We start from the raw sequence: 15946 nt of genomic DNA, 5'->3' as shown, positions 1-15946 counted from the left end.
CCGATACAGACATTCGGCCGCGCTGACCATGCGCGGATCGCGCACGCGGGGTTCGATTGCCGGGCCGAGAAATCGATGCTGGACAATGGACGCCGTGAACGACGCCGCCAACCACACTGCCGAGTCGGTTCAGGGCCCGCCGTCCACAGCCTCGGCGCCCCTCGAAGCCGGACGACGCTCCCCCACCGGCTCCCGCCTGTACCCCCGGGTCACCAGTTTCCGGTCCAGGCGCGCGGCGCTGACCCCGACTCAGCAGTCGTCCTGGGACAGGATGTGGCCCGAAATCGGCCGCGACGTGGGCGACGAACCGCTCGACGCCGCCGCCTGGTTCGGACGCGATGCCCCGCTCGTCATCGAGATCGGCTGCGGAACCGGTACCGCGACAGCCGTGATGGCACAGGCCGAACCCGAGGTGAACCTGATCGGGATCGAGGTGTACCAGCCCGGCCTCGCCCAACTGGTGCAGCGCGTCGAGCGCGAACACATCGACAACATCCGGCTGTTGCGCGGCGATGCCGTCGACGTGCTCGAACATATGATTGCCGAGAAATCGCTCACCGGTGTCCGGGTCTTCTTCCCCGATCCGTGGCCCAAGGCCCGCCATCACAAGCGCAGGCTGCTGCAGCCCGCGACGCTGTCCCTGATCGCGTCGAGGCTGAAGCCGGGCGGCGTGTTGCATGTCGCGACCGACCACGCGGGTTACGCGGAACACATCGCCGAGGTAGGAGCCGCGGAACCGCTGCTCACCGGCCTGAACGAGACCACGGGCGGGGTCGGAGCCGCCCCTCGCGATACCGCGCCGATCGGTTTCGATCGCCCCGTCACGAAGTTCGAAGGCAAGGCGCAACGCGCAGGAAGCGCTGTCACCGAGTTCATATGGGGCAAGATCGAATGATGAGCGAGCGCAGCGAGCGATCCATTTGCTCAGCCGTCATGATGGTCATGAGGGTGCCGAGCGCCGCCGAGGCGGAATTATGAGTGTCAGCGAGATGGCCCACGAAGTCGTTGATGTCGCCGTCGAGGTACCCGGCTCCGGATCGGAAGTCCTGGGCGGGGCGACCCCCGACGTGCGACGGGTACTGCTCGTCTGGGACGCGCCGAACCTCGATATGGGACTCGGCGCCATTCTCGGTGGACGCCCGACCGCCGCCTACCGCCCCCGTTTCGACGCACTCGGCCGCTGGCTGCTCGCCAGGACCGCGGAACTGTCGGTCGGCAGCGCCACCAGGGTCGAACCGGAAGCGACGGTTTTCACCAATATCGCCCCCGGCACCGCGGATGTGGTGCGGCCGTGGGTCGAGGCGTTGCGCAATGTCGGCTACGCCGTTTTCGCCAAACCCAAGATCGAGGAAGATTCCGACGTCGACGCCGACATGCTCGGCCATATCGAGCTACGTCGTCGCGGCGCTGGCCTGGCGGGCATCATGGTGGCCTCGGCCGACGGCCAGGCATTCCGTGAACCTCTCGAGGAACTCGCCGCGCACGGAATCCCCGTTCAGGTACTCGGCTTCCGCGAGCACGCGAGTTGGGCCGTCACATCCGATACCCTCGAGTTCATCGACCTCGAGGATATCCCGGGTGTGTTCCGCGAACCGCTGCCCCGGGTGAGCCTCGACTCGCTGCCCGACGAGGGTGCCTGGCTGCAGCCGTTCCGGCCGCTGTCGGCACTGCTCACCTCTCGCCCCGCTCAAGGAGTCGCTTAGTGTTCACACGCTGGGGCGATCTGGTCTACCGGCTGCGCTTCGCCGTCATCGGCGTCGTCGTGGCAGCTCTGCTCGGCCTGGGCGGATACGGCCTCGGCCTGGAAGACCATCTCAGCTCCAGCGGATGGGATGATCCTACGTCGGAGTCCGCGCATGCCGCGCGGATCGCGGACGAGGCATTCGGGCGCGATCACACCAGTGACGTGATCGTGCTCTACACCGCGCCAGAGGGTAAGACGATCGATGACCCGCAGTTCCGCGAGCAGGTGGTCGGCAGTCTGAACGCGCTGCCGAAGGACCATCCGAACGAGATCGCCAAGATCAACGGCGCGTACTGGCAGACCGAAACCGGTCCGGGCGTTCCGCTGACCTTCGGTTCCAAGGACAAGAAGTACACCTTCGCCTCCATCGCCATCGTCGGCGATAACGACACCGATATGGTGCGCAACTACCGGGCGGTGAAGGACACCTTCTATATTCCCGGCCTCGACGTCCAGGTCACCGGATTGCAGGCGGTCTCGGGCACGCTCAACGACACGATCGCCAGCGACTCCAAGCGGATGGAGATGCTCGCCGTCCCCGCCGTCGCCGTCCTGCTGTTCTTCATCTTCGGCGGCGTCGTCGCGGCAGCGTTGCCGCTGATGATCGGCGGCCTCACCATCATCGGCGCCAACGGCATCGTCATGTTCCTGACGAGGTTCACCGAGGTGAACTCCTTCGTCTCCGGCGTCGTCTCGATGATCGGCCTCGGTCTCGCGATCGACTACGGCCTGTTCATCGTGAGCAGATTCCGCGAGGAAGTCGCCGAGGGCTACGACACCAGGGCCGCCGTCCGGCGCACGGTGATGACGGCGGGCCGCACCGTCATCTTCTCCGCCACCATGATCATCGCCAGCCTCGGCGGCATCCTGCTCTTCCCCCAGGGCTTCCTGAAATCGGTCGCCTTCGGCACCATCGCCACCGTCTCGCTCGCCGCGCTGACCTCCATCACGATCCTGCCCGCGGCGCTGTCCATTCTCGGCTCTCGGGTGGATTCGCTCGGCCTCAAGCGATTCCGGAAAACCAAGACCGCCGACGATATCGAGAACGGCCTGTGGGGCAGGAGCACCCAGTGGGTGATGAAGCACCCGTTGAAGATCGCCGTCCCGATCTGCATCCTGCTGCTGCTGTTGATCATCCCGGTGAAGAATCTGGCCTTCGGCGGCATCAACGAGCGTTACCTGCCGCCGGATAATCCGACGCGCACCGCGCTCGAGGAGTTCTACAAGATCTTCCCGCTGAAGAAGACCGATCCGGTCCAGCTGGTCTTCATCTCCGACGACAGCGCCACGGTCGGCAAACTGTGGAAGGAAGCCAACCAAGCGCCGGGCCTCACCGGCAATTTCGAGGTACCGAGCCGGTCCAACACCGATCAAACCGTCTACCGCACCAGCGCGACCCTGGAGGATTCCGAGAATTCGGATCCGACCATCGAATATCTCCGGTCGCTCGACGTACCCGATGGCGTCTCCATGTTCGTGGGCGGACAGCCCGCGATCCAGAAGGACAGCATCGACGCGCTGCTCGATCGCATGCCGTTGATGATCGCTCTCGTCCTGTTCGTGACGACGGTGCTGATGTTCCTCACCTTCGGCTCGCTGGTGCTGCCCATCAAGGCGGCGTTGATGAGCGCGCTCGGTCTCGGTTCCACACTCGGCATCCTGACCTGGATCTTCGTCGACGGTCACGGCGCGGGACTGCTCAATTTCACACCGCAGCCGATCATGTCGCCGGTGCTGGTGCTGATCATCGCGGTGATCTACGGCCTGTCCACCGACTACGAGGTCTTCCTGCTCTCGCGCATGGTCGAGGCGCGCTCCCAGGGTGCGTCCACCACCGAGGCCGTGCGGATCGGCACCGCGCAGACCGGACGCATCATCACCGCGGCGGCGCTGATCCTGCTCGTCGTCGTCGGCGCGTTCGCCTTCTCCGATCTGGTGATGATGCAGTACATCGCCTACGGCCTGATCGCGGCGCTGTTCATCGACGCGACCATCCTGCGCATGCTGCTCGTGCCAGCCACCATGAAACTGCTCGGCGACGACTGCTGGTGGGCTCCCGCCTGGATGAAGCGAATCCAGGAGAAGGTCGGCCTCGGCGACGTCACCCTCGACGACGAACGTCCCGGCGGCGGCGAGGTGGTCGACCTGGTCAAGACCACACCGATCACCGATCCGGTCACCATGCAGATTCCCGCGGTGGAAGGCGGCAAACTGCGTCGCTCGCCGCGCAGGCCGCGCACGGTGGCGGAGATCGAGGCCGAAGCGCCGACCCAGCGGATCGGCGCCGTGCCCGGCGCGGGCAGTCCGCGCGCTCAGGACCGCAAGCCTCCCAAGGCCGCGTCCCCGCGCCCGACGCCACCCGATCCGAGCAGGCCCCGTGCCACCCCGATGCCCGTCGAGCCGAAACGCCCCCGCGCGGTGCGGCCTCCGGTGTCCGACCCCGGGCCCCATCGGCTCGGCGGGGAGCCGGTGCGCGCACCGTCCGCAGTGGACCCGGCGCGGACGCCGTCCGCAGTGGACCCGGCGCGGACGCCGTCCGCAGTGGACCCGGTGCGGACGCCGTCCGCGGTGGACCCGATGCGGACGCCGTCCGCCGAACCCGACCTCCCCCCGACCGAACCCGCGCCCGCGGTCTCCCGGCCCGGCGATCCGCCTCGCAGCCCCATCTCCGCCGATATGGTCCGGGGAGCGCAGCCGGTGCCCGCCCCGCCGGACGTGTCGGCACCGCAGACACCCGTGGTCTCCGCGCCTCCGGTGCCCGAGATCTCCGCGCCGCCGGTGCCCGAGATCTCCGCACCGCAGCCGGTCGCCGATGACACCCATGCGCATCACGGCTCGCACGGACCCGATTCGGCCGAAACACCGGAAGAGAACCGCAGCAGTATCGAGAACTGGATGGCCGAACTGCGGTCCTCCCGTCGCCGGGTCGTGAGCAACGCCGACGAGGGCCGCCACCACGGCGGTGACGGCCGCACCGTCAGCGTCAACGAACTTCTTCGTCGTCGCGACGGCGAGTAGTCCCCGCCTCCGCGAAGGCGCGGGCATACCGGGTGCCGACGACCAGCAGGAGTACGCCGACCACGAGGAAGGCGGCAACGCGGACCAGCCCGTCCAGCGTCGCGAGGTCGAACAAGAAGAGTTTGGCCAGTGCGGCGGCGGTGACGAGAAGTCCCGAACCGAGCGCCACCTTCGCGACCGCCGGCGAGCGCGACAGATTGCGCAGACCGTAGAGCAACGCGGCGGTGGCGCCGACCATCCACACGATGGTGGCGGCACTGTGACCGATGACGAATCCATCGGCCGCGCCCGACGCCACCCCGATCGATACCGTCGCCGCGGTCACCGCGTAGAGACCGATGGCACTCGCGACGATCCACAGCATCGATTCCTCGGTGTCGCCCGAGGACATGGTCGGCAGTTTCCTGATACCCCACACCGCTACCGCGACGACCACCAGCGCGAGCACGGCGGCCAGCACCGTCGAGATATTCAGGTTCGCCTGCGCGAGTCGCTGCGTCGCAAGCGTTTCCGGGTCGGCCTCGATGAGGAAGCCGAGCGCGCCGAGCAGCGCGAAAGCGCCGCCGATACCCGCGGCCACCCGCGAACGCCGTTGTCCCGCGACACCCAGGTATCCGATCGCGACGAGGAACAGCGCGATGGGGGCAGTGTGCACGTCGCTCACCCGGAAGCACACCTCGAGCAGCGCGAACGAACCCGCGACCGCGGCCACCATCGCGGTATGACCCGGAATATTCACCACCGCGCGCAGTTTCGGCACCAAGTACTGCGCCGCGACGGCGAGCAGCACCGTCGCGTAGGCCGCCGCGATGATGACGGCGGGCGTGCGATCGAACAGCGCCGGCACGGCCAGCAGCGGTGTCGTCGCCATCGCGAAAGCCAGTGACGCGGTGACGTCGGCGGGACGGCGGCGCACCACCGGCACCGTGGTCACCAGCCCGATCACCGCGACCGCGACGGCGGCGGCGAGCAACCAGTTCAGGCGGTCGGATTCGGGCCTGTCGAAACCGGCGATCGCACCATAACCCAGGGTCGCCAGTACCGCGGGCATCGTGCGAATCACGTGCAGAAAAGGCCAGTCACGCGCCAGTTGCACGGGTGCGCAGGACAATTGGAGCACGATCAGGAAGCCGAGCAGGAGCAGCTCAGAGGTCACCACCGGGGAGAGCACCGCCGCGCCCGCGACGACCATGACCGCGAGCGGCTGCGACTTCCATTCCATCGCGAGCCCGACTCCACCCGCCGCGACGGCCAGCGCCACCGCGAGTCCGAGCACCGGATGTAACCAGCCGTAGATGGCGGTCACCGCGACGACATCGAGGTAGGCGCCTGCGATACCGGTGGCGGCCAACGCGATTGCGCCGACCCGTCCGCCGGCACGCCCGAAGACCCGCATGCCCGCGCCGACCAGGGCGGCCGAGAACGCCGCGCCGGCGACAACCCTCGGCACCGGCCCGAAGAATCCGGCCTGCGCGGCGAGTACCAGCAGCATCACCACGCCGATCAGGGTGACGCCGACGCCCGCGACCGCGAGCACCCTGCTGATCACCCCCTCCCGTTGCCACCACGGTGTCCGCGCGACGGGCGGGCGGCGAACCGGCGGCACCGGCGGACGCCAGCCCGGCGGCGGTGCCGGCGCACCCCATTGCGGCGCGACCTGGCCCGATCCGTAAGGGGGCATTGCCATTGCGCCGCCGGGCGGAAACTGACCGTGTGCGAACGGCTGGACCGGAATCGCGCCGGATATTCCCGGGGGAACAGCACCGTGAACCGGAGCGCTCGTCGGCACCGGCCCCGGCGGAGGCACCGGCACAGCGGGCGTCTCCGTGGCCGAAGGCGCGGCCGATGCCGCAGCGGTGGCAGACGCGCCAACCGCCACGTCGGGGGTACGCGTCGGTGCGGTGCGGTGGGTATCGGCCAGAACCTGCGCTCGCAGCAGGTCGAGATCCCGGCCGAGCACGCCCATCTGCGTCCCCAGTGCGGTGAACTCACCCGAGAGCCGCGCGATCAGCGCCGGGTCGATAGATGTCGTCATGTACTCATGGTCGGGCACGCATCCGCACCGAACATGAGTAGAAACCCCCGAACAACGGCCGATAAGTACCCCGACCGGCCCCCACCCGGGGTACGGATGGGGGCCGGGGACGCCGGGTGGCTCTACGGGGTCGGAAGCCGCGTGCCCGTCACCTGGTGCACGGCGTTGATCACGGCCGAGCGAGGTGGCATGCGCAGGACACCGGGCGCGGGTTCGCCCGCCCAGTGCCAGCCCAGTGGCGAATCCGTGGTCGGCAGCAGTACCTGACGACCGCCGGGGAGAACGACGACCTGATGTTCGGACAGGTACCGCCGGACCGCGATATCCATCGGCTGCGCCGGGCTCGGCGGCGCTACCAGGAAGGTCCAGGTGCGTTCGCCGGGATCGGCCACCACGGGGGCGGTGAATGTCCTGTCCAGGGTTCCGAGCACGGCGCGCCCCAGTTCCGTGGGCATGACCACGGCGCCGAGGACCGATCCGGTGACGATCATCGGACGTCCGGCCAGCAGTTGTACCGGAAGTCCGTAACGATGTCGCAGCAGGCGCGCGATCTCGTGGGGCGTATGACAGCGTTCGAACATGGTGCTCACCCCTTGCCGCGATCACCGGACAGGACGACTAACGAGTTCTGCGATGGTAGGAGCGAAGCGCGCAGTTCGGTGGAGCGCTGGGTGTCGCGCGCGGATCGATCAGAATGTGCACCCGGCTCGGTCGCGCGATCGGCGCGAGGAGCCCGCACGGTGGTATTCGGCATGGTAATCATTGCCGCCGCCCTTTGCGTTCTCAAAGTTGCAGAAAGGCAACGGTATTCCAACCCTGCGTGAACGAGTCGTACGTAATGTCCCACTTTGGTCGACCGTCATCGCCTAGCGTCGTACTCTGAAACCCGGATGTAACAAAGGACATGGGTACATGGACGATTCGTCGATCGGCGTACGGATCAGGCGCTTTCGTGGCAAAGCGCTGACACAACGTCAACTTGCCGATCAGGCCGGGGTGAGTGTCGATCTCGTGCGCAAGCTCGAGCAGGGCGGACGCCAGACGGCGTCCATCGCGAGCCTGCAAAAACTCGCGCGCGCACTGGATGTCGACATCTCCGATCTCGTCGGCAAACGACACGGGATACCTTCCAGCAATCCCGACGCGGGCATCGTGGCGATCCGGCGGGCGTTAACCCCCGTTGACGATCTTCTCGGCGAGACTCCCGACGAACGGGCCGTCACTCTCGACGAAGGAAGCCGTTCGGTCGATTACGCGTGGGCCGCTTACTGGACCGGGCGCTACGAACTGCTCACTACCATCCTCCCGTCCGGGCTCACCCAGTTGCGCGCCACCGTGCACGCCGCGCGCAACGGCTCGGTCGCCCCGGCCAACGAACTGCTGGCGAGGATGTACTGGGTCACCGGCTGCACCCTCGTGCACCTCGGGCAGACCGATCCGGCGTTCCTGGCCGTCCGCCAGGCGCTGGCCGCGGCCGAACACGGCAACGATCCCCTGCTGCTCGCCACGATTCGCGGTTCGATCGCGTGGCAACTGCTCGTGCAGGGCCGCTACGACGAATCCCGCAAGGTGGCGTTGCGCGCCGCGTGCGAACTCGAGCCATCGGGCGAGGAGACCCCGACGCACCTGTCCGCGTACGGATCTCTCGTCCTACAGGGCGCGACGGCCGCGGGCCGGGCGCAGGACGTGCCGGAGGCGATGTCGCTGATCGAGGCGGCGAGCGAGGTCGCTTTGCGCATCGGCGGCGATCGGCAGGATTACGAAACCTATTTCGGCCCATCCCAGGTCGTCATGCAGACCGTCGACGTCAACGTCTCCTGCGAGCGCTATCCCGAGGCGCTGGCCGCCGCCAAGGGCATGCCGAGCAACGGCGGACTGCCGCAGGCTTCCCGCGCGCGCCATATCGCCGACACCGCCGTGGCGTGGACCCGCACCGGCCAGTACCAGCGCGCCCTCGACGCACTGCTCAACGCGGAACGAGTGGGCGGTGTCGACTGGATGAAATACCAGACCCTGCCCCGCCACATCGTCTCCGAATTGCTCGACCACGACCGCCGGGTTCCGCTGCGCGCCTTCGCCCGCCGCATCGGCGTGAACGATTGACGGGTATCCACAGGCGATTATCGGGGCTCCCGCCGAACTGACGGCCCCCGACACCACCCCGTCGAACACCTCGAACAGCGCGTCCGCGAGCGCGGACCGACACCGAAACCGGGTCAGAGCCGCTCGGCGCGGCGCAGAACCGCGAGGGCGTGTGCGGTGACCCACGGGTTCACCATTCGGGGATGCACGGGACCCCAATCCACCGAGTCGACGTTACTGCCGGTCTCGGCGACCCGGTACCAGCGGGCATCGGCGGGCCAGCCGCCGTCCGCGAGTTCGCGGGATTCGAGCAGATCGAGCGCACGTTGGCAGCCGGGGTCACGCAGGGCGTGTGCGTCGGCGAGGCCGCGCAGTCCGGCCAACAGGTCGTAGTGCCAGTAGCCGGGATAGTGCAACTCGACCGCGGCGGCGAACAGTGGCTGGCCGGTGGAGCGGCGAAACCCCACCTGCCGGGTGAGCAGGAAACGCCGTGCTGCCGTGACAGCGGGATCGCGCGGTCCCGCGAACGCGGCCAGTCCGCGCAGGGGGAGCAGGGTTTCGTGGACCGACGAACTCCGCGCTTCGGGACGCGTGTCGCAGTTCCAGCCGCCATCGGGCCATTGCCAGTCGCCAAGGCGCCGGACGAGGAAACGAACGCGGTCGTCATCGATGCCGAAATGCGCGGCCACCAGCAGTGCCGCTCCCTGCTGAGAAGCGCATCGCCGGGCGCGTCCGGCGATCACTGGCACCCCGTGGCGCACAGGCTTTCCGCCCGTGGCGTCGATGTCGTCGGCATAATCGCGGCTGGTCCAATGATCGAGCGTTTCGTCCACCACTGCGGCGACTCGCGCATCCGCGCCGGGGTGATTCAGCTCGGCCAACGCCAGCGCGACCCAATGCGCGCCTTGCCATTTGCCATAGGTGCCCGCCGCGCGACGCCTGTGGGTCTCGAGCAATGCGACAACCCGAGCCGATGTCCTGATCTCATCGCTCAGCTGCCGCATCGCATCCGATTCCGCGGGCTCGTCGAGAACGTTTCGGCGCACCAGGTACCGGATCGAGGGCTCGGAGTGGGTGAGTAGGCCCTCGAGGAGGTCAGCGCGGGGCATGCCGCACCGGTTCGTTCGATCGATCCCGGCTCGGGTGCAGGACACGATCCAAACGAACAGCGGCGTAGCCGAGTACGGACAGGCTTGTCACGATGAGGAAGTCGAAGACGCCGAGAGGTTCGGTGCCGAGCAGTTCTCGCAGCGGGGGCAGATACAGTCCCGCTACTTGGAGGAGGAACGCTGCCGCGACGGCGAGCAGCAGCATGGGGTTGGCCAGAGAACCCGGCCGGGATCGGGAACCGAGGGCGACGCCGAGTTGGGTCACGCCCAAGGCGAAGAATGCCATGCTCTGCCAGGGACGGTCGGTGTGATAGGCCCATACCGCGACACCGAGGGTGGCGCCGGTCAGGACGATCGCGATGCGCAGCACCCGCTGCCACAGACCGGCGCCGAGAATACTCTGCGTGGGCGGGCGAGGTGGTTGTCGCATGACCTCGGGCGTCGCGGGTTCGCCGCCGAGAGCGACGCCGGGCAGCCCGTGGGTGAGCAGGTTGATCCACAGGATCTGCGCGGGCAGCAGTGGCAGCGCCAGCCCGAGGAACGGGCCGACGAGCATGACAGCGATCTCGGCGGCTCCGCCCGACAGGCCGTAGACGAGGAAGCGGCGAATATTGGCATAGACCCTGCGCCCCTCTTCCACGGCGACGACGACGGTATCGAGATCGTCGTCGGCGAGCACGAGATCGGCGGCCTGGCGCGCGACCTCGGTGCCCCTGCCCCCCATCGCTACGCCGATATCGGCGCGACGCAGGGCGGGTCCATCGTTGACCCCGTCGCCGTTCATGGCGACGACCTGCCCCTCGTCGCGCAGGGCCTGAATGATGTCGAGTTTCTGGCCGGGTGTGGCGCGGGCGAACACGGCCGGTTCGCTCGCAGCGGTCTCGCCCGGCGTACGGCAGTCGACCACGGGGTCCTCAGCGGCGATGATGCCGAGTTCGACGGCGATCGCGTGGGCGGTGCCAGGATGATCGCCGGTGATGAGGACAGGGCGGATTCCGGCCTGGCGACAGGCGGTGATCGTCGCGGCGGCGGCAGCACGTGGAGGATCGACGATGGCGATCAACCCGAGTAGTCGTAGGTCCTGTTCGGGGTCGGCGTCGGCGGTCGGCTCGGTCCCTCGATCGGCCTGAGCCACAGCCAGCACTCGGTAGCCGTCCCGGGCGCGCTGGGCGGCCCATTCGGTCGCGTCATCCCACCCATGCGAATTCCCTTGTAGAACCTCGTGATTCAGCAATGCCTCGGGCGCGCCTTTGCAGATCACGCGGAAGCGGCCGTCGGGAAGGCGGTGGATCGTCGACATCCGTTTGCGGTCGCTGTCGAAGGGGCGTTCGGCGCTACGCGGAAGCCGATCCACCAACTCGTGGCGGTCGAGACCGAGCTTCGCCGCCGCGGACAACAACGCGGCCTCGGTCGGGTCACCGAGCGCGGTCCACGCAGCGGCTTCGCCTTCCGGCGCTACCAGGCGCGCGTCGTTGCACAGCGCCGCCGCCGCCAATAGTTCGGTCAGCGCGGAAAGTTCGGACGGGCCGAGTTCACCGGACCCGGTGCGCACGACCCCCTCGGGCGCGTATCCGGCTCCGGTGATGGTGGCCTGGTCGGTGGGGGTCCACAGCTCTCGGGCAACCATGCGTCCCTCGGTCAGGGTTCCGGTCTTGTCCGTCGCCAACACGGTCACCGAGCCGAGGGTTTCGACGGCGGGTAGGTTGCGGATCAGGGCGTGACGTTCGGCCATGTGCCGCGCGCCCATCGCGAGCGCCAAGGTCACTACGGCGGGCAGCGACTCCGGCACCGCGGCGACGGCCAGGCTGATCGCGGTCACGACCATCAGTTCCAGGGGCTGCCCTCGCAACAGACCCAGGACGAGCACGATCACGCACAATGCCACTGTGACCGCGGCCAGCAGCCGCCCGACATCGACCAGCCGCTTCTGCAGCGGTGTCGGTTCGCGGCGCTGATCCATCAGGTGCGCGATCCGCCCGGTCGCGCTCTGCGCTCCGATCGAGGTAACCACCGCCCGGCCACGCCCTCGAACGACGACCGTGCCGGCTGACACCGGCGTGTGCGCGGTCTTGTCGACCGGCACCGATTCGCCGGTCAGCGCGGATTCGTCGACCATCAACGCGGCTGCTTCGATCAGTGTCGCGTCGGCGGGGACGATATCTCCTTCGCCGAGCACAAGGAGGTCGTCCACGACCACATCGGCGGCGGGCAGCTCCCGCTGGGCCCCGTCTCTGATCACTCGCGCAAGAGGAGCGGTGAGCGCGGAAAGCGCCGAGATGGCATGGTCGGCGCGGACTTCTTGTCCAACTCCGACGGCGGTGTTGACAATGATCACCAACAAGATCACCGTCATATCGGTCCAGTCGCCCGTCGCCGCGGTGAGCACCGCGGCGACAAGCAGCACCACGATCAACGGGTCGCGCAGTTGCCAGAGCACACGCTTCCACAGCCGGGTAGGCGGCGGTTGCGGCACGATATTGGCGCCGTAGCGGGCCGAGCGAATCGCGGCTTCCTCCGACGACAGGCCAGTGGTTCCGGTGTGCGGCATGGCCGTGGTCAGGCCGGTACCGTCTGCGCGGACAGCCTGTGATTCCGAGCCGGACGATGTCAAGCGGCGCCTCCCTGTGTCTGCCTGTGGTCCGGTCGAGTCCAGTATCTGCCAGGCTGGGCGTACCGGCGAACCGAGTCACTCGTACCCTTCGCCGCTAGCCCCCGGCCGATCCGGATCTGATCGAACGCCGGGCAGGCAGCGTTCAACGCAGCGCCCGCACCGCCGCCCGCCAGCCGAGCAGGAACAGCGCGAGCACCGTCGCCGCCACCGCGATGAAACTCACCGCGGTGCCCTGACCGGCGATCACGCGTAACACCATGCCGCCGCCGAGCGTGCCCAGCCAGACCAGTACCCCGGTCGGCCACAGCGCCGTGCCGTCGAAACCCAGGTTCTGCCCTGCCCCGCTCCTGCGGCTGGTCACCACCAGTGCCGCGACCCATCCGATCGCGAGCCCGATCGCGAACGGCCACAACGTCTTCAGCAGCCCGGTGAGAATCGCCTCGTCGTGGCTGCGCCGACCGATGACGCAGAACAGGATCACCAGCAACAGGTCGACCGCTAACGGCGCTACTTTCTTCACGGTCGCCAGCGTAGTTCGGTCCGTATCCCGCCCTGGGCCACGACACCGCACCCTGTCCGGTCACCGCGCGATGACGGAAATCACACCGTCCTGCGCTGTTCGAATTCCTTCTCGAATTCGGCGTCATCGGCCTGCGGGGTGCGGAACAGGAAGGCGAAGACGATCCAGCCGACGATCGCGACCAGGATGAAGCTGACCAGCCGGTAGACGAAAGCGGCAGCAACGGCTTGCGCGGCGGGAAGGCCGGCGGCGGCGGTGAGCCCGTAGATCAGGGTCGCGTCGACGTAGACGATGCCGCCGGGGGCGAAGGGAATGGACCCGACGGCCTTGCCCGCGGCGAAGGCGAGCAGCAGCCCGGACAACCTGGGGTCGGCGCCGACCGCGTAGCAGGCCGCGCCGAGGCAGGCGACGTCGCCGAAGCGGTGCACAACGGCCCAGATCGCGACGAGCGCGCCGTCGCGGGTGCCGAGATCGACCGATTCGAGTTGGCCGAGCACGTCGGCGACCTTGTTCATGCCGTGGTCGGCGGGTCGTTTGCGCAGACGGTTGACCACGGCGAGAACTCGCCGCAGCACCGACTTCAGGGAACCGGGGTTGCGGGAGATGTAATTGCCGGCCCACACCAGCGCGACGACGCCGGCCAGCGACAGGATGAGTTTGAGCGGGCCGACCCGATTGCCGACCAGCAGCGCGCCGCCGACCCCGAGCAGCGCGAGTCCCGCGGTGGCGACCACCCCGGAGATCACCAACTGCCACGAGGCGACGATCGGGCTCGCACCCCAACGGCGAGTCTGGCGGTAGGTGAAGGCGGTGGAGAAAACCTGGCCAGCGGGCAGTGTCACCGACATCGCGGTCGCGCCGTAGACCACCGCGACCGATTTACGTTGGCCGACCTCGACGCCGCCCGCGCACAGCAGTTGTTTCTGCACCCGGCCGAATCCGCTCATGGACAGCGCCTGGAACCAGACGCAGGCCGCGAGCCATCCCCAATGGATTTCGGTGAGACTTTGCCAGGATTCGTGCAGGCGCGGCCACAGATAGACCCCTTCGGCGATCAGCAGGGCCGCCAACGCGAAGCCGACAACCCATTTGGCCCACCAGAATCTGCCGCGTCGCCGTTTTGCCGACGGCGGCGCGGGTTCACCCGCTGAGTCCCCGTTGGCCGTCACGCGGTCAGCCTAACGAACCGATTGTTTCGCTGTCTGCATCCACGGACCGATGCCCGTTGTCCTTCGGCCATGCCAATCGGGTTTTTCGACGTCTTCCGCGCAGTTGCACCTCGTCGCCGGGTATCCAGAACTCCTGCTCGCTCTCATCGGCGAAATACAGCGCGCTGCCCGAGGCCAGCACCCGTCCCGGCTGGTCCTTGGCCAGTTCCGTCAAACGCGACGCCTCGTTGACCGGGTCGCCGATGACCGTGTATTCGAATCGGTTCGCCGCGCCGATATTTCCGGCGACCGCCAGACCCGCGGAAACACCGATACCGATATCGAGTCCAGGCACCTCGCGCAATGCCTCGCGCAGTTCACGCGCGGCGGCGAGCGCGGCGGTCGGCGCGTCCGGCCGATCCAGCGGTGCGCCGAAAATGGCGAGCGCGGCATCACCGACGAATTTGTTGACGAATCCATGATGCCGGTCGATGACGTCGACCACGATTCGGAAGAATTCGTTGAGCAGGCTGACGACTTCGGTCGGCGGATGTTCGGCGGCGGCCGCGGTCGAACCGACCATATCGACGAAAAGCACCGCGACGAACCTGGTCTCGCCGCCGAGTTCGGTGCCGTAGTCCAAGGCCCGCTGCGCGACCTCCTCGCCGACGTGCTGACCGAAGAGTTCCTGGAGTTGGCGACGTTTGGCCGCCTCCTCCATCATGCGGTTGAAACCGACCTGCAGCAGGCCGATCTCGCTGCCGTCGAAAACCTCGACCTGGACGTCGCGCGCGCCTTCCTGCACCCGGTCGATGGCCTGGCTGAGCTGGCGGACCGGATCGGAGATGCTGGACCCGGTGAGCATGGACAGCGCGAGTGCCTGCATGATCACCACCCCCGACAGCAGCAGGATCGACACGGCCAGCGACTGGGCCGAGAATTTCACATCCGAGGTGATCTGGGTGACACACAGCAGCACGATCGCGATCGTCGGCGCGAACGTGCCCATCCCCCAGGTCATGCCCATGCGGGTGCCGACGCCGGGGGTCAGCGTGTGGTCGAAGGTGCCCGCGGTCAGGGCCTCGGCCGCGACCGGACGCAGGATGCGTTCGCCGAGCATGTAGGTGAAGCCGAACACGATGGTCGCCGCCATGCATTCGGTGACGATGACGGCCCCGGCCAGTTCGGGTGTCGCCGAGATGATGAGCGCGGCCAGCACCGCACCGCCGACCAACCACAGCACCAGGTGCACGATCGCCTGCCGCAGCGGCGCGTGCAGGGCGGCCATCTGTTCCTGGCGGCTCGGCGGTCCGCCGCGCATCTGCCACCGCATCACCGGACGCAGCATCAGCGCCGACGCGGCCAGGCTGAACAGGCCCCCGGTGATGAACACGGCAGCGGGAACGACGAGCCCGATGCGCCGTGCGCCGGCCGCCTCCCCTTCCGGAACCGGGAGTCCATATTGGATGAACGCCCACACCAGCACACCGCCGAAGGCGTTGGCCAACAGCATCGACGTCAGGTACAGCGGCCAGCGCGTTCGCATGGTCTGTTTGACCGCTTCCAGAGGCGCCGACACGTGCACCAATCTAGCGTTTCGATGCCGTGGGCATGTCGCGGTGGTTGCGCGACGGACACCTGCCAGGTCATCCACCGGCCCCGGCGCGAACTCGCGCGAC

At 68.0% G+C, this 15946-nt stretch carries 11 protein-coding genes; 4 read left to right on the top strand and 7 right to left on the bottom strand.

The window, feature by feature from the left end:
• Nucleotides 1–85: 85 nt before the first annotated feature.
• From trmB to ABZS43_RS21970, 3 genes are all read left to right on the top strand, one after another.
• Nucleotides 86–895, top strand: coding sequence for a tRNA (guanosine(46)-N7)-methyltransferase TrmB (gene trmB / locus ABZS43_RS21980; RefSeq protein ID WP_355037786.1), 810 nt, complete (start codon nt 86–88; stop codon nt 893–895).
• 79 nt (nt 896–974) lie between these two features.
• Nucleotides 975–1703, top strand: coding sequence for an NYN domain-containing protein (locus ABZS43_RS21975; protein ID WP_355037785.1), 729 nt, complete (start codon nt 975–977; stop codon nt 1701–1703).
• The gene (locus ABZS43_RS21970; protein WP_355037784.1) at nt 1703–4762 is read left to right on the top strand and encodes an MMPL family transporter; all 3060 of its coding nucleotides are present in this window, start codon (nt 1703–1705) and stop codon (nt 4760–4762) included. The genes ABZS43_RS21975 and ABZS43_RS21970 overlap by 1 nt, the downstream gene beginning before the upstream one ends.
• Here ABZS43_RS21970 and ABZS43_RS21965 read toward each other — a convergent pair.
• Together ABZS43_RS21965 and ABZS43_RS21960 are read right to left on the bottom strand one after the other, a co-directional pair.
• Nucleotides 4728–6797: a DUF2339 domain-containing protein gene (locus ABZS43_RS21965; protein WP_355037783.1), complete on the bottom strand. Its 2070-nt coding sequence runs from the start codon at nt 6795–6797 to the stop codon at nt 4728–4730. The two genes, ABZS43_RS21970 and ABZS43_RS21965, sit on opposite strands and share 35 nt — an antisense overlap.
• A 122-nt stretch (nt 6798–6919) precedes the next feature.
• Entirely contained in the window at nt 6920–7378 is a 459-nt protein-coding gene (locus tag ABZS43_RS21960; protein WP_355037782.1) for a hypothetical protein, read from the bottom strand.
• A gap of 331 nt (nt 7379–7709) precedes the next feature.
• Here ABZS43_RS21960 and ABZS43_RS21955 point away from each other — a divergent pair, with 331 nt between their 5' ends.
• The gene (locus tag ABZS43_RS21955) at nt 7710–8900 is read left to right on the top strand and encodes a helix-turn-helix transcriptional regulator (protein ID WP_355037781.1); all 1191 of its coding nucleotides are present in this window, start codon (nt 7710–7712) and stop codon (nt 8898–8900) included.
• 113 nt (nt 8901–9013) lie between these two features.
• Here ABZS43_RS21955 and ABZS43_RS21950 read toward each other — a convergent pair whose 3' ends face one another.
• From ABZS43_RS21950 to ABZS43_RS21930, 5 genes are all read right to left on the bottom strand, one after another.
• Nucleotides 9014–9988, bottom strand: a complete 975-nt coding sequence (locus tag ABZS43_RS21950; RefSeq protein WP_355037780.1) for a hypothetical protein — start codon at nt 9986–9988, stop codon at nt 9014–9016.
• On the bottom strand, nt 9975–12599 hold the full coding sequence (locus ABZS43_RS21945) for a cation-transporting P-type ATPase (protein WP_355037779.1): 2625 nt from the start codon (nt 12597–12599) through the stop codon (nt 9975–9977). The genes ABZS43_RS21950 and ABZS43_RS21945 overlap by 14 nt, the downstream gene beginning before the upstream one ends.
• A gap of 142 nt (nt 12600–12741) precedes the next feature.
• The gene (locus ABZS43_RS21940) at nt 12742–13119 is read right to left on the bottom strand and encodes a DUF3054 domain-containing protein (RefSeq protein WP_355037778.1); all 378 of its coding nucleotides are present in this window, start codon (nt 13117–13119) and stop codon (nt 12742–12744) included.
• Between the two features lie 80 nt (nt 13120–13199).
• Entirely contained in the window at nt 13200–14288 is a 1089-nt protein-coding gene (locus ABZS43_RS21935; RefSeq protein ID WP_355037777.1) for a YbhN family protein, read from the bottom strand.
• Nucleotides 14289–14292: 4 nt separating this feature from the next.
• A complete protein-coding gene (locus ABZS43_RS21930; RefSeq protein ID WP_355037873.1) occupies nt 14293–15813 on the bottom strand; it encodes an adenylate/guanylate cyclase domain-containing protein in 1521 nt (506 codons plus the stop codon).
• Nucleotides 15814–15946 lie beyond the last annotated feature (133 nt).

It is taken from the genome of Nocardia sp. NPDC005366 (genome assembly GCF_040606855.1).
GTDB lineage: Bacteria > Actinomycetota > Actinomycetes > Mycobacteriales > Mycobacteriaceae > Nocardia.
This window is presented reverse-complemented; position numbering and strand designations above follow the sequence as displayed.